At 35.7% G+C, this 19494-nt stretch carries 19 protein-coding genes; 7 read left to right on the top strand and 12 right to left on the bottom strand.

What is annotated here, in order from left to right; genetic code table 11:
* Entirely contained in the window at positions 1–1578 is a 1578-nt protein-coding gene (locus E0W73_RS03405) for an FAD-dependent oxidoreductase (protein WP_135220692.1), read from the bottom strand.
* 200 nt (positions 1579–1778) lie between these two features.
* Between E0W73_RS03405 and E0W73_RS03400 the strand changes: the two genes are divergently transcribed.
* The gene (locus tag E0W73_RS03400; RefSeq protein WP_135220691.1) at positions 1779–2948 is read left to right on the top strand and encodes a zinc-dependent alcohol dehydrogenase; all 1170 of its coding nucleotides are present in this window, start codon (positions 1779–1781) and stop codon (positions 2946–2948) included.
* Between the two features lie 86 nt (positions 2949–3034).
* Here the strand turns inward: E0W73_RS03400 and E0W73_RS03395 are convergent, their stop codons facing one another.
* On the bottom strand, positions 3035–3691 hold the full coding sequence (locus E0W73_RS03395; RefSeq protein WP_135220690.1) for a DUF6766 family protein: 657 nt from the start codon (positions 3689–3691) through the stop codon (positions 3035–3037).
* Positions 3692–3900: 209 nt separating this feature from the next.
* Here E0W73_RS03395 and E0W73_RS03390 point away from each other — a divergent pair, with 209 nt between their 5' ends.
* Positions 3901–4170, top strand: coding sequence for a hypothetical protein (locus E0W73_RS03390; RefSeq protein ID WP_135220689.1), 270 nt, complete (start codon positions 3901–3903; stop codon positions 4168–4170).
* Positions 4171–4236: 66 nt separating this feature from the next.
* Here E0W73_RS03390 and E0W73_RS03385 read toward each other — a convergent pair whose 3' ends face one another.
* The 3 genes from E0W73_RS03385 to E0W73_RS03375 all read right to left on the bottom strand — a co-directional run bounded on the left by E0W73_RS03385 (position 4237) and on the right by E0W73_RS03375 (position 5734).
* Positions 4237–4521, bottom strand: a complete 285-nt coding sequence (locus tag E0W73_RS03385; protein WP_135220688.1) for a hypothetical protein — start codon at positions 4519–4521, stop codon at positions 4237–4239.
* A gap of 129 nt (positions 4522–4650) precedes the next feature.
* The gene (locus tag E0W73_RS03380; RefSeq protein ID WP_162847651.1) at positions 4651–5367 is read right to left on the bottom strand and encodes a YqjF family protein; all 717 of its coding nucleotides are present in this window, start codon (positions 5365–5367) and stop codon (positions 4651–4653) included.
* Position 5368: 1 nt separating this feature from the next.
* Positions 5369–5734, bottom strand: a complete 366-nt coding sequence (locus E0W73_RS03375) for a SpoIIAA family protein (RefSeq protein WP_135220686.1) — start codon at positions 5732–5734, stop codon at positions 5369–5371.
* Between the two features lie 214 nt (positions 5735–5948).
* Between E0W73_RS03375 and E0W73_RS03370 the strand changes: the two genes are divergently transcribed.
* Positions 5949–6584, top strand: coding sequence for a YciE/YciF ferroxidase family protein (locus E0W73_RS03370; RefSeq protein ID WP_135220685.1), 636 nt, complete (start codon positions 5949–5951; stop codon positions 6582–6584).
* 101 nt (positions 6585–6685) lie between these two features.
* A complete protein-coding gene (locus E0W73_RS03365; protein ID WP_135220684.1) occupies positions 6686–7123 on the top strand; it encodes a hypothetical protein in 438 nt (145 codons plus the stop codon).
* Between the two features lie 95 nt (positions 7124–7218).
* Here E0W73_RS03365 and E0W73_RS21360 read toward each other — a convergent pair whose 3' ends face one another.
* The 7 genes from E0W73_RS21360 to E0W73_RS03335 all read right to left on the bottom strand — a co-directional run bounded on the left by E0W73_RS21360 (position 7219) and on the right by E0W73_RS03335 (position 14181).
* Entirely contained in the window at positions 7219–7620 is a 402-nt protein-coding gene (locus E0W73_RS21360) for a hypothetical protein (protein ID WP_162847649.1), read from the bottom strand.
* 386 nt (positions 7621–8006) lie between these two features.
* Positions 8007–8450: a hypothetical protein gene (locus E0W73_RS03360; RefSeq protein WP_135220683.1), complete on the bottom strand. Its 444-nt coding sequence runs from the start codon at positions 8448–8450 to the stop codon at positions 8007–8009.
* Between the two features lie 96 nt (positions 8451–8546).
* Positions 8547–9779: a DUF1028 domain-containing protein gene (locus tag E0W73_RS03355; protein WP_135220682.1), complete on the bottom strand. Its 1233-nt coding sequence runs from the start codon at positions 9777–9779 to the stop codon at positions 8547–8549.
* Positions 9746–10879, bottom strand: a complete 1134-nt coding sequence (locus E0W73_RS03350) for a hypothetical protein (RefSeq protein ID WP_135220681.1) — start codon at positions 10877–10879, stop codon at positions 9746–9748. Before E0W73_RS03350 ends, E0W73_RS03355 begins: the two co-directional genes overlap by 34 nt.
* A 16-nt stretch (positions 10880–10895) precedes the next feature.
* On the bottom strand, positions 10896–12548 hold the full coding sequence (locus tag E0W73_RS03345) for a serine hydrolase domain-containing protein (RefSeq protein WP_135220680.1): 1653 nt from the start codon (positions 12546–12548) through the stop codon (positions 10896–10898).
* 95 nt (positions 12549–12643) lie between these two features.
* Positions 12644–13450, bottom strand: a complete 807-nt coding sequence (locus E0W73_RS03340; protein ID WP_135220679.1) for a helix-turn-helix transcriptional regulator — start codon at positions 13448–13450, stop codon at positions 12644–12646.
* A 176-nt stretch (positions 13451–13626) separates the two neighbouring features.
* Positions 13627–14181, bottom strand: coding sequence for an HD domain-containing protein (locus E0W73_RS03335; protein ID WP_135220678.1), 555 nt, complete (start codon positions 14179–14181; stop codon positions 13627–13629).
* Positions 14182–14597: 416 nt separating this feature from the next.
* Between E0W73_RS03335 and E0W73_RS03330 the strand changes: the two genes are divergently transcribed.
* The 3 genes from E0W73_RS03330 to E0W73_RS03320 all read left to right on the top strand — a co-directional run bounded on the left by E0W73_RS03330 (position 14598) and on the right by E0W73_RS03320 (position 19145).
* Positions 14598–17252: a PAS domain-containing sensor histidine kinase gene (locus E0W73_RS03330; RefSeq protein WP_135220677.1), complete on the top strand. Its 2655-nt coding sequence runs from the start codon at positions 14598–14600 to the stop codon at positions 17250–17252.
* A gap of 1 nt (position 17253) precedes the next feature.
* The gene (locus E0W73_RS03325) at positions 17254–17706 is read left to right on the top strand and encodes a response regulator (protein WP_135220676.1); all 453 of its coding nucleotides are present in this window, start codon (positions 17254–17256) and stop codon (positions 17704–17706) included.
* 374 nt (positions 17707–18080) lie between these two features.
* Complete coding sequence (locus E0W73_RS03320; protein WP_135220675.1) at positions 18081–19145, top strand: helix-turn-helix domain-containing protein; 1065 nt, start codon at positions 18081–18083, stop codon at positions 19143–19145.
* Positions 19146–19494: the final 349 nt, after the last annotated feature.

The raw sequence follows: 19494 nt of genomic DNA, 5'->3' as shown, positions 1-19494 counted from the left end.
TTACTTTATGTGGATTTTATCTAAATCTGTTTTTGCAGGACCGTTAATTACAGTTCCGTCTGTAGCAAATCGAGAGCCGTGGCACGGACAATCAAATGATTTTTCATCAGGATTCCAATGTACGACACAGCCTAGATGGGGGCATACAGCAGAGAAGGCTTGCAATGTATTGTCGTAATCGCGGTAAACTGCAATTTTTCTCAGTCCAGACGACAGAATTCCACCATCACCTGCTTGTAAATCGGCTGTATTTTTTAGGTCAGATGCGGCAATCCAGTCTAGATATTGCGATGCCATGTTTCCGGCTTCTTTTAAAAAATCTCCTGCAGTTCTTAAAGTCACTCGAGAAGGATCATATATCTCTTCCCATTTATTTTGGATACCTAAGATCTGATCAGTGATGATCATAGCTCCAATTGTCGCATGAGTCATTCCGTTTCCAGAATCACCAGTGATAATATAAATATTGTCGCTTCCAGGATTTTTTCCCAAAAATGCCAAAGAATCTACGGGTTCAATAACTTGTCCCGACCATCTATAAGTTATTTCATCAAGTATCGGAAAATATTTTCTTGTCCACATTTCGAGTTTTTCATATCTCGACATTTCCGAAATATCTTCTTCCTCGGCTTGACCGGTTTTATGATCTTCTCCTCCTGCGATAAGCAAATCATATTCATCATCAAAATTTTCTAGGCGCAAATAATGGTAAGGTTGCGAAACCCATTTGGAGTCCATATCTCCCGTATCCCACCATAAAGAATATGGCAGACTGCCTTTCGGAATTTTTCCACCAATAACATAACTTCTATAGGCGTGCTGTTTGGTGTGCATGGTAACAATATCGTTAATAGGCGAATTCGTAGCCACCACAATATGAGAAGATGTAAATTTAAAACCATTTACAGTTGCGCCTTCCTTGCTGATATTTTCTGCGTGGGCTTCAGTATAAATTACGCCGCCCAAGGAAACAACCGCTTCTGCCAAGCCTTTCAAATAATGCAAAATATGAAATTGCGCCTGATTTTTAAATTCGATGCATCTTTCGCTTTCTCCTCCGGCAATAGAGGGCGTGCTTTCTAGTAAAACGGTTTCTAAACCTGCATTTTGAGTTGCTTCATATTCTTTATCCAAGTTTTTTTCCTTGTCGCTCGGATGCAGAAACAAATAACCGCTCGCTCTTTTAAAAGAACAATCAATATTTAAGGTATCGACAATTTTCTCTATTTCATCGATGGCAGCTGTATGGCTTTCTGCGGCAAGTTTTGCAGTTTCTTCTCCAAATATATTGGCTAAGTAATAATATCTGTCGTCGAGGGCATTGCTTAGATGAGCGGTAGTTCTTCCTGTTTCGCCACTTCCAATAAAACCGTCTTCAACAAGAACTATTTTTTTACCAGCTTTCAAAAGTCTGTAAGCGGTTGTGAGGCCAGCTATTCCGCCTCCAATTATAAGCACTTCAGTATTTACATCTTCTTGAGGTTTTTCAAAAGAAATAATAGGAGTGGTATCAATCCAAAAAGAGACATTATCGCCAGAAGTAATGCTGCCTTCATTTAAAAAATCAGAATTATCCATAATATAAAGAGTTAATTGTACTGTTCATAATCTGTTCACTATCAAAACTACTAACATTACATTGGTGTGGCTTACAACTTTTTTATATTGTTTTTATAGGATTGCCAGTTGTTTTTTATGTAAGAATTTGAATTAATAGTGTAATCTTAAGTGTTTTATTAATAGTTATTTAGCTTCTGTTAATTTTAAAATTTCACATTATGAAAGCAGCAGTTATACACGGACCGGGCTCTGTCAAATATGATACAGTAGATGATCCAATTTTAAAAGAAAAAGATGATATAATTCTAAAAGTAACCTCCACGGCAATCTGCGGATCAGATCTTCATATTTATTCAGGCGGTCTTCCGCAGCTTAGACCAATGGTTTTGGGGCATGAGTTTATGGGAATCGTTGAAGATACAGGCTCAGCGGTAACCCATTTAAAAAGAGGCGACAGGGTAGTAGTTCCTTTCCCGATTGCATGCGGTAATTGTTTTTTCTGTAATCATGATGTTCCTGGAAATTGTGAACATAGCAATCCCGAGCATTATGGTCCAGAAGGTGGTATTATGACAGAAAAGGGAGGAGCGTTGTTTGGCTACACTGATCTTTATGGCGGTTATGATGGAGGACAGGCGCAGTATGTTCGTGTTCCGTATGCCAATTATGGCCCACGAGTTGTTCCCGAAGATTTGTCGGACGAGCAGGTTTTATTTTTAACCGATATTTTTCCGACAGGTTATACTGGAGTTGATTGGGGCGAAGTAAAAGGAGGAGAAACGGTTGCTATTTTTGGAGCAGGACCGGTTGGAATCATGGCAGCAAAAAGTGCCTGGCTGCGTGGTGCGGGACAAGTAATTATTGTAGATACGCTGCAGTACCGTCTTGATAAAGCCAAAGCTGCGGCAGATGCTGTGACTTTGCTTTGGGAAGATGGACCAAAAGATGTTATTGAGCAAATTCGTGCCATGACCAACGGACGCGGTGCCGATGTCTGCATTGATGCGGTCGGATTTGAGCCTGACCGAAATTTGGCTGACCGAATTAAAGCGACAATCAACTTTGAAAAAGGTTCGATTAAGGTTTTGGAGGCCTGTATGAGCACCGTAAGAAGAAGCGGTATTGTTTCGGTTCTTGGAGTTTATCCTGTTAATTATGATAATTTTCCATTGGGACAATTTTTTGACAAAGGAATTATCTTAAAGGGAGGACAGGCACCTGCACACAAACATATTGATAAATTATTGGAGTATGTTGTTCAGGGAAAAGTTAAGCTCGATGATATTATTACGCACAGGCTTCCTTTGTCTGAAATCTCACATGCGTATGATATTTTTAAAAAGAGAGAAGACGGGTGCGTAAAGGTTGTTTTGGATCCTTGGAAATAAAAAGTAAAGATGAAATTCTAATATTCTGATGTTAGAATTTCATCTTTATTTCATAATGAAACTTGGTAAGTATTCTGAAAAATAAATTAACTGCCAGTTTCCATGTTTGGCGCGTCTACAGGTTTTGATTGGGAAGAACCGATCTGCCTGAAATAAATCGAAAGCATTACGATGGCAAAAACAGATAAAAATTCGCTCTGCCAGTTTTGAAAAGATTCAAACCAAAATCTAGAATTGCCTAGATAAGAGGAAACTGTTTCAAGAGCTTCGCCTTTTTTGCTCAACTGTTCGTTTTCATCTTTAAGGCTTCCATAAAAATGAATAATGAAAGATATCACAAATAGCAAGAGCAAGATAATTGTGAGCGAATGTTTGTAGAGTTTTAAAATAAAGCCTCCTTTTTTAACGGGCCACGGAGCCTCTTTTTTTGATGGATCCGGCTCTTTGTCAACTTCTTCTGGCTCATCGAGTTTTTTAGATTCTGATGATCCTTTCTGTTTTAAAAAAATAGTCAGCACAACAAACAGAGCCATTTGTAGAAATTCACTTTCCCAGTTTTCAAAAGTAGACTGAAAAAAATGACCTGATAGTAAATAAGAACTCATAGGAATGATTTGTCCTCCTTCTTCGACAAGTTCTTTATTATGCTCTTTAAAACCTAAAAAAATCTGTCCGGTGAGTGAAATGGCAAATAGCAAAAAGAAGCAAATGCATAAGCCATTATTTCTAAAAAATATTTTCATATCTCATAACTTTTCTATCAAATTTCTAAATAGCAGCCAAATGTTTTTTACAAGATTTAGTTTCTATTTTATACTTTCTTCATTGTAAATCAGAATTTTGAAATTTCGGCTTGTTTATTTGATTCCTGTAAATATCAAATGTAATTATGTAAATGGGCTATGAATTGCTATTCTATTTTTGAAACATTACAAACTAAAAAATGATAATTATGAAAAAGCTTTTAAAAACCAATATAGCCTTACTGATTCTAGTGGCTGGATTGGCATTTTCGTGCAAAAAAAATGAAAATACAATGGATAATGAGACTTACACAGTCGACTCTACCGAAACTGCAGTTGATACGATTGCTCCGTCTACAGATACAACTGCCACTGGTACAAACGGAACTACTGGCGCAACGGGCAATGGTTCTACGGGTTCTGGAACTGACGGGTCTACTCAAAAAGGAAACACAAATCTTAACGATTCTGTGCAATAATTTTTAGCTTCAATATTTAAAAAGCCTGTAATGATTTTTCATTACAGGCTTTTTTGGGTAAGCAAATTATGAGTTGCGATTGGGGTCTGTACCCTCTTCATCGTCTTCATTGAAGTTTTCGTTGTCAAATTCTTCATTTTCGTCTTCAAGCGCATCGCTGCCAAGATTTTCGTTATCATAAGTTTCGTTGTTGAATTCTTGGCTGTCAAAATCATTTCCGTAGTCGGGCTCAGCGTTGTCAGATATAGAATGATCTGGTGAAAAAAAGTGTTTTTCTTCTGTTTCTCTATAATTATCGTATTGAAAATCTTGGTTTTCGTGTCCGTAATCTTCTCTTTCGTCGTAGTACATAGCAAATAATTTAAGGTTGTTTATAATTCGAATTCTATAATGTTTATGATTTAAAAATAAGTAGAACTTTAATTTTTATTTTACAGTTCAAAGCTTTGTGATTGTATAATTTACAGTCGGTTTGTGAGTTTAAACTATCCTTTTTCCCCATAAAAGCACTTCAAGCTTATTGGCATATTGAACTTTATCAGGATAGGTCGAAACAATAAATTTTCCTGCCTGATAGAAGATTTCCTTAATTTCTACTTCGAGACCTTTCAGATTCCATTCCTTATGGTGAATATCAAAGCGGCACAAATCTCGACCACAATATTCGTACAATGCATGTCTTTCGGTTAACCATACATCCAAATCTGTTTTTTCAAGTTCTTTTTGCTCTCCCATAGAAATATCAAGAAAATGTTTTAGGCTTTCATTTTTAGATGAAAGTTTAGTGCCATGATAATGAATTTCCGATTTTTGATAAGGAAGGTTTATTAGGATGCGAGATAAAATGACTTGTATTAATTTATCGGTTTCGATAGAAAAAAGGTAAATTCCCGGAATTCCGTCTTTTATGACATAGGTGCGGACATTAATTTCCCTAAAATTAGAAATATAAGGCAAGGAAGGTAAATTTCGCAGTCTCATATTCTTGACTTCAAATGCCACAAGCGACACCCAAGTATTATTGTTGTGTGTGTCGAGCTGTACTCCTGCTGGAATATAGCTTTCTATAAAATACGCAGGAACCTCCCAATGAAAAAATAGGGTTTGATGCCATTCCTGATAGTACTTCCATTTTTCAAGAGGCAAGGGATATTTTCTCTGTTGCGTATGAGCCAATATTTGATTTATCGAATTCATCTTAATTGGCGCCTTCGACCCAATGGAGGGCTTTATTAAAATCATTCTTTTTAAAACCGCGAAACTCTCCCGATACAAAATAATTGAAACTATTCGTAAACCTGATCGCTCTTTCAGAGTCTGTAATTATCGCGGCACGATTCCATTTTCCTAAATTTCGCAATCCCAATAAGGCATCTTCCATCCAAGATGCAATTTTAAGATTCTTTATATCTGTATCAATCAAAATCAGAAAGTTTATTTCATTTCGTTTTTTGGCCAGTTCCACAACTACAGGCACAAGAGCAGTTTGGTAATCTTCTGCAGTTATTTCGCCAGTAGCTCTAAAAGCGGCTACATTTTCTGGAGAGTCTATTTTTTGTATCATAATCAGGCGGATTTTAATCTATAACGCTCAAATTTAAAAATGAAGAACAGATTTTATTTATACAATAAAATTCAGAAATTACAGAATAGCTATCTGTTGTTAAATCAATTAATTAACCTAATTGTAATCATATAAATACGGACACAAAATCCTGTAAAAAATCAATAAATAGGAGACCTACTTTTGAGTTATTAATTATTTAAAAACATTTGTTATGAAAACTACAGAGACAAAAAAGCCAGCTGCAAAAAAAACAACTGCAGCATCTAATAGTAAAGCAACTTCTAGTAAGTCAACATCAAAAACTGCATCTAAATCAAATAGTGGCGCTGTAAAAGCAAAATCATCTGCTGCTGAAGGATTAAGAGAATTATTTGTTGATTCTTTAAAAGACATTTATTGGGCAGAAAAAGCATTAACCAAAGCGCTTCCAAAAATGGCTAAAAATGCCACTTCAGAAAATCTTATTACTGCCATCAACGAACATTTGACTGTGACTCAAGGACAAGTAGAAAGACTTGAACAAGTTTTTGAATTGCTAGGAGAAAAAGCAACAGCAAAAAAATGCGATGCTATGGAAGGACTAATTAAAGAAGGAGAAAGCATCATGGAAGAAACACAACAAGGACCTGTTCGTGATGCCGGAATTATTAGTGCTTCTCAAAAAATCGAGCATTATGAGATTGCCTCTTACGGAACATTAGCAGCCTTTGCGCTTACGCTTGAAGAAGAAGATGCGGCGGCATTGTTACAGCAAACCTTAGAAGAAGAAAAAGAAGCAGATACTGTTTTAACCGAAGCGGCTTACAACACTATCAATTTTGATGCTTCTGAAGAAGATGAAGAGTAATCTTCTAATGCAATTACAGAAAACCTCTAGTCCGATTTTTTAAAATTGGACTAAAGGTTTTTTACTTTTTTTGGATGAATATTAATTAAAAAACTACGATTATGAAGATATCTAGAGAAATACTAAACGGTTTTTATATATTTCTGGGCGTGGCAGCTTTTTTTCTATTAATGGAGGTCTTAAACCTTTCGCATGTATTTTATTTGAGATTGCTTAATGTTCTTTTTATTTTTTATGGAGTAAACAGAACCTTAAAAGCGAATATTGCCGAAGGAAATAATAGTTTTGTTCCGAATGCGGTTTCTGCTATGCTAACTTCTTTTACGGGAGTAGTTCTAAGCATAGTCGCATTGCTGATTTACAGTTATGCTAAAGGTGGAGATGCGTATGTAAAAACGCTATCTCAGGCATTTATGTTTGGCGGAGAACCTTCTGTAGCAACGTATACAATCTGCTTGTTTTTTGAAGGGACAGCATCTTGTATTATCGTTACGCTGCTCTTAATGTTGTATTGGAACAACAAATACAAAGCAGATTGACTTGATGAATATAAAGTAACAACACTCAATAAAAAAAAGAATTTACTAATAACCTGTTATTAATAAATTCTTTTTTTTGCTTAAAATCTTTTCAGTTATCGAATGTCTTCCTCTTCATCGTCTTCGTCGTCGTCAAAGTCTTCATCTTCTAGGTCGTCATCGGTATCATCAAATTCGTCTTCATCATCTTCTTCTGGAGTGTCGCTGTTTGCGTCGTATTCGTCAAGAGTTCTTCGGTCTGGGTCAGTATCCAATGAATTATTTGTATCTAAATCCTGAGCAATTTCAGCATTTTTCTGGAAGTGAGGATCAGAAGTATCGTTTTCGTCGTGGTTTTCGCGATCTCTTTCGTTTAGGTCTGAATCATAACTTCTACCAGTGCTTTTGTGTTGATTGATTGCCGGATCTTGGGTTTCCATTGTTTCTGAAATGATTGGGTCTCCTGAGTTAAAATTACGATCGTCTCGACCATAATTTCGATTGTTTTCTAGTGCCATAGCAGTTTTGTTTTTAAATTAATAATTATAAAAGTTTAATGGTTAAAGATGTTTTCAAGTTTTTGAAAATCAAATTCTTATAAACTTATATTGCAAATCTACTACGCTAGTTGAAGTGATATTTATAAAATAATTTTTGTCAATTATATTATTGCCATTTAATGACTTGCTTGCAATTCTTAAGCTTAACTCGTTGGGTGAAATTATTTTCAACACATAGAAACATAGTTTAACTAAACTTAAAAAAGGCGTTTCACTAGTTTAAATGCACATAGTTTAGCTATGTTTGGAAACTTGTTTCTTCCATTTTCTTTTTTCGGCACAAAAAACTATGCTTCTATGTGTTAAAATGCTTTTATTTTTTAATAATACCCAACGGGTTAAGCTTATATAAATTGTTTGTAAACGATAAAAGCAGTTGCTCCGAAAATCACATGAGCAAAAAATAATTGTATATAATATCCTTTAAAATCGATATTGGGTTGCTGCTTTTGAAGTGAAAAAAGAATAACCCATCCTATAATTCCGATTACGCCACTGATAGCTCCTAACAAATATGCTCCAATCCAGTTGAATGCTACAATATTATGTTGCCATAAAATATGATAAGCCACTACAAAGCCGAGTCCGATTAGGTAATGCAGTATCCAGCCCATAATAAAATGAACCATTGTGGCCGATTTTAATTGCACTGATTTTAATACATAAGCTAAAAGAACTGGTTCTTTGTAGATTTCTCTCGCACTTTTAGAAACAGCATAACTAAACATAGTCATAACAGTAGTAGCCGCAAACGCGGCAGCAAAAATCTGTAGAATAATGTCAATCATTTTAATTCGAGTTAGATTAATAAGATTGAATTTAAGCTAGTTATGAAATACGCACTTATAAATTTTCTAATCCGAATTATAATATTTCCATTCAAATTATTGCTGTAGAATCAATTTTGCTTCTGCGTTTGCTGTATCAAGTTTAACAGCTTTACTGGCATATTCTTTTGCAAGATTATTTTTTTCTTGTTTTTGATAGGCTTTTGCAAAAACAAGATACAATGGTGAACTTGGCTTTTTACTGAGAATTTCTAACGCTTCTTTTTCACGGCCAAGCGTGAGCAGGGTAGCAGTAGCGCTTGTCCAGTCTTTGTCTGTAAACTGTTTTTCGTTTAGTAAGGCTGCAATTTCAGGTTGATTTTTTAAACAATAAAAAACAGGCAAATATTCTTTCCAATTCGGATTTTCCTTTAATCCTTTTTTGATATAAGCTATAGCGTTTTTTTCGTCGTTCAACATAAGAAAAGCGATAGAAATTTTAGGATAGATTCCGTTCCATCCTTCGAGCATTTTTTGTGCTTCGGCTAATAATATAGTGCCTTTCTCTATATTCTTTTTCCTAATAGCACTGACAGCCTGATTAAGGCGGATTCTACCATAATGATAATTCAGTAATTTTTGTAAATCTTCAAAAGGAGTTTTAGAATCGTCTACACGAAGGTCAATCTGGTTGTACCATTCGTTTTGCGTTCCTTTTACAGCTAGAGCTGCAGATTGTTTTCCCTGAATCTGCCCTCCAGCATTTTGTCCTGCAGTGATGCTTTTCACTAAACGTTCGGCCAGAGTTCCAGTACTTTCAGTAAATGTTTTTGCCATAGCTTCAAGAACTCCGTCTGCGAGTTGATTTCCCATCACCACAAAAGATTTTCCCACAAGATGTGCTGATTTTCCTTGCCAATATTCTAATGCCTGACCAGTAAAAGCAAAAGCGTTTCCGTTTTTATCCAAACCCGCAACCTGGCGATAAAACCATTCTTCATCTTTGTTTTTGGTCAATTCGATAGCGTCTTTAATAGACATTCCGTCTTTTAGATTTTTAAAACCGTTTAAGGCGTAAGCAGGTTCAGTATCGGCAATGACCGAAAAAGCACCCACTCCGGGTTCTATATAAACCGTCGAATTGCCCACATAAATATTGTTGGTGGCCACTGCAATTCCCCATTCTTGAGCTTCTTCATCATAGGCAGTGATTGAAAAAGTGGCATTTATATTTTTTTCCAATAAAAGGCTTGGCAGATTTTGCGCATTTGCTTTATAAAAAACCAGCACTGAAAAAAGAATTTGGCTTATCAATTTCATAAAACGCTGTCTGTATAAGGTTCGTTCCATAAATGGTTGGGTTTTAGGTATACAGCATTATGCTGAAAATCAAGGATTGTGTTGAATCTTTTCAGGACCTCATTGCCAAGAATATGGGTTTTAAAACGCGCAGGATTATTTCCCGAAAGCAGCTGCACGGGAATAGCTGCTAAAGAGTATTGTCCCAATTTCAAAAAGTCGTTAAGCACGGTAAGTACGGGAATTTCTTTTCCTGCCCCGTTTTTCATTATAACTTTTTTGATAACGGTCAGTTGATCTTTAGGGTATTTTTGTTCTTTCATCCACTCATCATCCAGCATAATAGTTCTTTGATAGCCGTTGTCAAACAAAAAACGCCCAATGTATTTATTTTGCTTAACCTGCAGTTCTCCGTTTATGCAGAACAATGTGTGGGTATATTCGATATCGAGCTTTTGATATTTTTTAGAAATTTTAGATAATTTAGAATGAACAATAAACACATTCTTGTCGTAATCTATTTCTACGATTTTTCCATCAAACAAGTTCCATCCAAAACGTCCGATGGTTCCCTGTCCTGAAACTTCTACAGGATAAATGTGTTGATTGTCAAAAATCTGGTTTCCAATCTGAAAGCTGTGTCCGTTGAGGTTTTCAAGATTCAATCTTTTGATTCCCTCATTCGTCAGCAGAAAATCGGTGGTACCTGAATCAAACTTTAAATCAATAGTATCTTTTTGGTTTAGTCTTACTTTAAAAATAATATTGTTGAAAGCCGAAAGTACAAACGGAATTGTATCGTGAATTTCTGGTTTTATCGTAGAAAAATCTTTTACTGGCGGACTCTGAAAACGCGTAAAACATGAATCTTTTTGGTTTAAGAGTACAACAAAGTCGTGTTTTTCTCCGGGTTTTAATTTTATTTTGAGCGAATCAATGTCTGTGTAGAGTTTTACCCATTTTGGTTTAGCACTTTTATTTGAGGTATAAACATCGGGTTTTGTTTTCGGATCAAGATGCCACGATTTTTTTTCCTGATTTTCTTCCTGAATAAAAGCAGAAGCATTAGAAGCTTTAATAACATTTGGTCTTTTTTGTGCCTGAAGAACCACTGCAAATAAACTTAATACGATTAGGGCGTTTTTTTTCATTTTTAAAGATTAGCGATTAGTCCGTAATGACAGCCGGAAGAAGAAATTCCTGCATGATTCTTTTTACCTGCGGATGCGCATAAGATTTGTTGTAAGCTGTTGCAGTTACAACTACAACAAGAGGAATATCCTTAAAAATATACACTTTGTTGCCGCCATTGCCGCTGCAGCCAAAAGTTTCATACGTTTTTCCGTTTACCGTAAAAATTTCTTTCCAAAACAAAAATCCATAGCCGGGTACATTTTCATCATTCGGAAAATAATTGGTAAAGCTTTTTTGGATCCATTCTTTTGAGAGCAGTTGTTTTCCGTTCCATAAACCTTTATTTTGATAAAGCTGTCCGTATTTTGCCAAGTCAAGTGTTCGTAAACCAAGACCACCCGCAGTATTGGCCACCTTTTGAGGCGTGTACTGCCATTTGTACTCTTTTATTCCGAGTGGCCCGAACAGTTTTTTCTCAGCATAATTTTCCAAACCGTTTGGTACGCGTTGATTTAGAATATCACCAAGCATTACAACTCCGGCGGTAAAATAATCCCAATTTTTGCCTATTTGTTTTTTTGAATCCATCGGAAGATCTAAGCCAAACTTCACCCAATTGTCTGTCGGATACATGTTTTCTTCATTTCCCGGAGAATTTTCATCCTGATCCGAACCGTCAAAACCAGAGCTCATTGTCAAGAGGCTTTTAATCGTCACTTTTTCTTTTTCAGCGGAGTAGTTAGCGAATTTTTTCAAGTCATAAAACTGACTCAATGTCTCATTTTCATTTCTGATGAATCCGTCTTTTATGGCAATTCCCATAACCGTCGACGCAAATGATTTTCCCACAGAACGCGTGTCATGAAGTTTGTTTCGGTCGGCGCCGTTAAAATATTCTTCCAACAGCAATTCGCCTTTTTTGATTACGGCAATGCTGCTGATTTCCTTAAATCTTTTTTCGAGTATGCGCTGATTTAGGTTTCGAATAAGAAGGGTATCAAATTTTGACGACGAAATTTTCCATTCCTGCACCGGTTTTATTTTCTGGACAGCAATTTGAGTTTCGTCGATTGTAACCGGAACAGCATCAGTCTTAATCGTTCCTTGCGCAATTAAGTTTCCTGTCTTTACTGTTCCTCCTGATTTCAGATAAGGTCTGATTTCAATTTTAAGCAAATGTTTTCCAGAAAAAAGAGCGTCTTCGCCACCGTTTGCAAAATAAAAACGCGACCAAAGATAACGTCCCCAAGAATCTTCTTGAGCAGTACTGAAAAGCGGAATCTGCAAAGTCGTTGCTTTGTTTTTGTTTTCAACAGTTCCGGCTCTTGCATTTAGATTTTCGGAGTAGATAAGTTTATCGTCTACATAAAAACTAAACTGAAAGTTGCCGTTTTTAAGGAGTTCTTCTGAGGTTGATTCAGGACTAAGTTCATGTAAAAAATTAGTAAGCGTATTGGCTGTAAAAATTCTCAGATACAGATTTTCGTCTTTTCTAAATGTAATGCATTCTAAAAAATCTGTTTCTTTTAAGTCTTCTGTTTTTACTGGTTTTGCAAGGAAAATGATTTTTCCTGTGTTTTTAGACTGAATCGGATTGGTCACCGTTTCGGGCGTTACAATATTTTGCGCCCTGCTCGAGAACCATACTAAAAAAATGCAGCTGATAAACCAAAATGTTGTTCTCATTCTAATGTATTTTAAGTTAAATAAGACAAATATAGAACGTCGTATTGCGCTGAGATAGAATGAAATTAACATTCGGTATCTTTTTTTAGCAAAGATTAAATTAATAGCTTGCGATAATTTGAAGGCGTCAATCCAATTTGTTCCTTAAAACATCGTATATAATGACTCTGATCTGAAAAATTTGTTACACACGAAATTTCGACAAGCGAATTTTCTTTGTCTGTTAACAATGCAAGCGATTTTTCAATTCTGATTTTGCGAATGTATTCGCCAAAAGTGCAACCAAAATATTTTGGAAAACTGCGTGAAAGGTGAACTGGATGCACGTTCAGAATTTTAGAAAGAGCAGTCAGCGAATGCTCGTCAGAGAAGTTTTCGTGAAGAAATTCCTTTAAAGTCTTTGCCCATTTCGGAATAGAATTGCTGTGAAGCGAATCCGTTTTTTTTATATTTTTTAGTGAATTCAATAGCAGAGCGTCAACAGACAAATTACTGTAATCGTCATTAATGCAGCTTTCTGCAAAGAGTTTGTAGAACAATAATTTAACTTCGGGATTCTCTACCAAAAGGCTTCCTTTTAAGTCATCTAAAGAAAAATCAAACTGATCGAGCCAGTTTTGTTCGATTTCGATATGAAAACCGCGTGTAAAACCCGGAGGTTTGATGTTGTAATGAGAATCATCCCAATTATGAAACAGCAGTGAACCGGCAGAACATTGGTAAATTTCTTTTTTATTGCCTTCTAGGACTTTTCCTTGCAGTATAAAAGTAAAATACGGTTTTTCATGATAGTGCCAGTCCACTTTTTCATGCGTATACTGCGTGTCTGTAATGGTAAGACCGCCCAGCTGTATATGTCTGCTGGTTTGCCCAAAAAACTGTCCTGTCTTTAATTGTTCCATCCGTAGAATTGCTTTTTTGGCGCAATTATTTTTTCGTTTTAGAGAAATTTAATCGGATGTTAAATTAAGAAAATTAATACAATGAATTCAGAAAATAATATAACGCGTTGGATAAAATTAATTTAAGTACATAGAAATCTAGATTTACAGGTGCTAAAAAAGGCGTTTCACTATTCTTAAAAATGTATTTTATAATTTTCAATTTTTTCTTTTAATCTGGCAGCCAGATAAGCGTTTCCATCTTTTAAGGTATCATAAATTAAAACCGATTCTGCATAATATTGTTTTTTCTTTTCGGCATCCCAATAATAAGGCGGAGAATAAAGATTGCAGATTCGGTCGGCCATTTTTACAGACCATACCTCTTTTGGTTGTTGTATGATTCTTGTCAGGCTGTCTTTCATTTGGTCTTCTTTGCTTTCCATAGCCGTATTTTTTGTCAAAGCGCTTACGCCATTTGCAATCTGTTCGCCAAATAAGCTTTTGATTTTTTCAAATGTAGTTTCAGTGTCTTCTATGGTATCGTGCAGTAGTGCGCAGGTTACGGCCAAGTCGCCGTCAAGGCTGTCTTCGTGATCGAGTGATTGTATGACTTCAAAAACCACGCTTCCGATGTGGTTGATGTATTCTATATGTAGTCCTTCTTCATTTGCACCATATTTTTGTCCCTGATGCAGTTTTGAAACCAAATGCCAAGTATTTTGCAGTTTGTCTATTGACCATTTTTTCATAAATGTAAATTTTAAGGCTGATATCTTTACAAGATACTAAATAAAACACGTTGGGTGAAATTATTTTTTTTCAATTCTATTAAATCAGCTTAGATAAGCCTGCTTTAATCTGTATGAATATGAGTGAAAAATTTATGAGCAAAAGGATTTCATACTCCCGATAGCTCGGAATTAAAGGATTTTCAAATCAGATTAAATTAAATGAAAATACAATTTTAATTAAAAAATCGGACATGGAAAATATGAAAAGACCGTCAGAATTAATATTATTTCTTGTAATAAATTAGTATTATATTAGCCTTGCAAAATGGTGGTAAGGTCACACAACCTATGAAAAGTAACTGCTGTGCATCAAAAACTAAAAACAATAATTTTAAAGTACAAGCTGTCACGCTTTTTTCAATAGTAAGTGCATCATGGAATTAACGGATAATAAAGACCTTTTTCAGACTATTTTTAATGCAGCCTCGAGCGGGATTGGTGTTATGAGGGCAGTTTATAATAAAGAAAAAGTCATAGAAGATTTTTTGTTATTATTGTTTAATGACTATTCATTTAAATGGATTGGCGATGTAGATTACAAGGGGAAATTGTTCAGTGAAATTTTTCCGTCTGTAAAAGAAAACGGAATTCTAGAAAAATTTATTGAAACGGCCAAAACCGGCACCACGGCAAATTTTGAGGAATGGTATGTTGTTAAAGGAGTAAAATATTGCTTTCGATTTACGGCTGTCAAGCAGGAAGATTTATTGGTCGTTACGGCAGAAGATGTAACAGAAAAAAAAATATCTGAACGTACTTTGGAAGATGCGCTTGTCGCTGCCGAAAAACAAAAAAGACTTTACGATTCTATTATAAACAACACGCCCGATCTGGTGTATGTGTTTGATTTAGATTACAGATTTACTTATGCCAATAAGGCCTTATTGACCATGTGGGGAAAAACAGCAGAAGATTCTATTGGTTACGGATTAAGAGAAAACGGATACGAAGAATGGCATGCTTTGATGCATGAACGAGAAATTGATCAAGTGGTCGCAACTAAAAAATCAATTAGAGGAACCGTGTCTTTTCCGCATGCAGAATTAGGAAGGCGAATTTACGATTATATTTTTGCTCCAGTAATTAATGAAGAAGGCGAAGTAGAAGCTATTGCAGGAACAACTCGTGATATAACCGAAATAAAGCAGGCAGAAGGAAAGCTTCAGATTAGTGAAAGCAGGCTAAAGTCGATGATCGACCAAACACCTGCGCCTACGCTTGTTTTAAAAGGAGATGATTTGGTGATTGAACAGATCAATAAGCATATGCTGCAAATGATCGGCCGTGGTGAAGAAATTATCGGGATGCCTTTAATCGAAGTTCTTCCTGAACTTGAAGGTCAGTATGTATGGACACAGGTTCAGAATGTCTACAATAAAGGAATTCCTTTTGATCAGAGCGAAGTCCTTGTGCCTCATAACCGCACAGGCGAGATGCAAGATTATTATTATAACTTGGCGTATCGCCCTTTAATCGAAGACGGAAAGATTACTGGTATGATACAGGTTGCGGTAGAAGTCACAGAACAAGTGCTGGCTAGAAAAAGACTAGAAGAAAGCGAAAGCCGTTTTAGGGCTTTAGTAAATGCTTCCTCAGACGTGGTTTACCGCATGAATGCCGATTGGACCATTATGCGAAGTCTTGACGGAGGATTTTTTAACTCTGAAAATAACATTGTCAATTGGCTGGAGAAATATATTAGTCCAAACAATCACGAAAAGGTTTTGGAACTTATTGCGCAGTCTGTAGCAGATAAAAGCATATTCGAATTAGAACATAAGGTTCCCAATGCTGATGGGAGCTTCCGTTGGACTTTCTCGCGTGCTGTGCCCATACTCGATCAAGACGGAAATATTATAGAATGGTTTGGAGCTTCTAATGATGTTACTTCAGAAAGAGAAGTTCAGGAAGTTATTAGGGAAAGCGAAGAGAAATTCAGGCAACTTGCCGACCTCGTTCCTCAGATTATCTGGACCAGCGAACCCGACGGTTTTGTAGATTATTATAATAAAAGATGGTATGAATACACTTGTGTTGAAGAAAACCAGACGGGTGATATCAGCTGGATTCCGTTACTGCATCCAGATGATGCCACTTTTGTCGTAGAGAATTGGTACAATAGCATTAAAAAAGGGATTCCTTACCAGCTTGAATTTAGGTTAAAAAATGGAAAAACTGGCGGATATCGCTGGTTTTTAAGCAAAGCCGTTCCGATTACAGATAAAAGTGGTGTAATTTCGAAGTGGTTCGGAACCTGTACAGATATTCATGAACAAAAATCAATTACCGAAAAACTTGAAATATTGGTTAACGAGCGGACTAAAGAATTGCAGCGCTCCAATGCAGATTTACAACAATTTGCGCATGTGGCGTCGCACGACTTAAAAGAGCCGGTACGAAAAATAAAAACGTTCACCAGTCGTCTTGAAGACCATCTTCAAGACGGATTGGATACAACTTCAGCGAAATATATAGATCGTATTCACGTTGCAGCAGACCGAATGTTTAATATGATTGACGGGGTTTTGGCCTATTCTAAAATTAATGCATACCTGCAGAAACCCACACTTGTCGATTTAAACGAAGTTCTGAAAAATATTGAGACAGATTTAGAAGTTTCTCTTCAAAAATCAGAAGCAAAAATACACTACGATAATTTACCAAAAGTAGAAGGTGCTTTGGTGTTATTGTATCAGCTTTTTTACAACTTAGTTAATAATTCAATTAAATTTGCTAAAGACGATGTACCGCCTCAAATCACAATATCATCTAAGATAATAGACAACAAGGCTGTAATTAAGGTTGAAGATAACGGAATAGGTTTTGATGCTACCCAAGCCGAAAGAATATTTGAAACATTTACGCGCCTGAATTCTAAAGACCGATATGAAGGCACAGGTCTAGGATTGTCGCTTTGTAAAAAAATTGCTGAGCGTCATGAAGGAAATATAACCGCATCTGGAACTTCTGGAAACGGTGCTGCCTTTATTATTACACTACCTTTAAAGCAAATACAAAAGGATATTTAAGATGGAAAAAGTAATTTTATTGGCAGACGACGACATAGACGATACTGAAATGTTCTGTGAAGCACTGCAAGACATCGACCAGTCTATCAAATGTTATTGTTCTGTAAATGGCAATGAAATGATGGAGCAACTCTACAGTTTAGAACGTGTCCCTGAACTGATTTTTCTTGATTTGAATATGCCTTTACTCAGCGGCTTGGACTGCCTTAGAGTGTTAAAGGAACAACAAAAGTATCAACAAATTCCCGTTATCATGATTTCTACCTCTTCGCATAAAAATGATATGGATGCGGCGGCGGCCTTAGGAGCGATTTGTTATTTTGTAAAGCCAAATAATTTCAAGGATTTAAAAAACATACTCCGCTCAATTACCGCAAACCTCGACGAAAAACTTAAAGAAGTCATCATCAATCTTCACTCTGGAGGGTCAAAGCACATCTTTTATCTTGAGTGAAAATTTTAGCGCTACTTCATTCCTATATATAGCTAAATTCCTTTTTCGCAGTTTGTATTTTTTATCCCTACATTTTTTCTAATTCAATATATTGTTGTCAATAGGCTCTAGGAGTTGTATTGCCCATTTTTTGCAATTCAATAGCAATGCAAACAGTTTGTAAAGCAACGAGAGATTTAATTAGTATTGACAAAACCAAATTGACTGAATTATAGGAATAACCTGTAGTATTTTTAAAAATGTTGCAGTTGAACGAGAAAAACGCAATATACGTAGATTTACTTGCTGTTATTTAAGGCTATGTTTTTATTTTTGCTTTCAACCTATATGCACAAAAACATAATTTATTTATCGCCCCAAACTGCTTAATTTAAATGACCTTAGATAATTGGCCCAAACATATCCAGAAGTATCTCTTTCTGCTAAAAGATGGTTTTTTTCAATTTCCGTACTTGTTCAATACACCGCAGATAATGTTGGAAAGTATACTGAAATTGCCTATAACAAGACACTTTCCGTTAAAAAGCCTTATTACCTTCAATACACCGCTTTGCAAGGCAAAAATGTATTATAAAGAATTTGAAGAAGGATTCTGGCTGCTGACTTTTTATATGACGCTTAAAGAAAATATCATGGCTTTGTCGGGTTATGATACAAACAAAAGCAGTGAGTACTATCTTTTGACTTTTTCTGTTTTTGAATATCAATTCCCCTTAAAAGACGGAACATCCTTAACACTTTTGAGTACTTGTTGGACCATCAGTAAACCTGGCACCGAAATTTCCAGTTATTTCTACAAAGAAGCAGACGGAAAATTTTTTAGCATTGCCATGACCAAAAGCTGGGTGAAGAAGAATTTTTCTTCCAAAAAATTTAAGGATCGAAAAACAATACTAAACTTTTTTAATGGAAAAAGAGGCTCTTATACTTGGTTAGACATTTCTGAAAAAGCACATCAAGTTGGTGCAGAAATTTCTGAAATTCTGGAAAGAGAAACCAATTCAGAATCAGACAATCTGAAACTGAAAAAGAAGTCGATGAAATTAATTACCGAATTTTTTGACAATGCTTTTGCTGACACAAGAATAGAAGATAATATTTCGCTTAGCAATCTGGATTATCTGAATGTTTCTAGGGCAGAAAGAATTATCCTGCAGCATCTGCATCTTCCATTTATTGGTATCGAGCATATTGCAAAAGAAGTCAATACTTCTCCGACAAAGTTAAAATCAAATTTTAAGGCCGTTTATGGTTTTTCAATGCTGCAATATCATAAAGAAAAAAATTTGGTTCTAGCGATGCAACTTGTTCAGAAATCAGATTTCACTATTCAGGAAATTGCAGTGATTACGGGGCATGACTCGGCAGGGAGATTTGCTTCAAGTTATAAAAAGAGATTTGGAAAACTGCCTTCAGAAGAACGTTTTTTGGAAGTATAAAATAACTTTTTTCCATAAAATAAAACGGTTAGGACTATTTTAAACTTTTCCGAGCAATATACCTGATTTCAGGTAACTCTTTTATTTTTAGTTTCTTAAATATCCTTGTATTTTAAGCAATATACTAATTTTCTTTCAACAATCAATCGTCTTTTTTAAAACGAAAATATGTCCGAATTGACTATTCATAGCTTTATTTTTCGTTTACATTTGGCGCCGAAAGAAATGATTAACCTTTTCAGAATCAGTAGTTCTGGTTGATTGTTTTATCTCTGCTGATTTTCAGCGATTATGAAAATTTATTAACAACCCATTTACGCCAGGTTTTAAAAAAGAGACTTGAGCGTAC

The organism is Flavobacterium foetidum (assembly GCF_004634245.1).
GTDB classification, from domain to species: domain Bacteria; phylum Bacteroidota; class Bacteroidia; order Flavobacteriales; family Flavobacteriaceae; genus Flavobacterium; species Flavobacterium foetidum.
The sequence above is the reverse complement of the archived record's forward strand: the minus strand, read 5'-3'. Positions and strand labels throughout refer to the sequence as shown.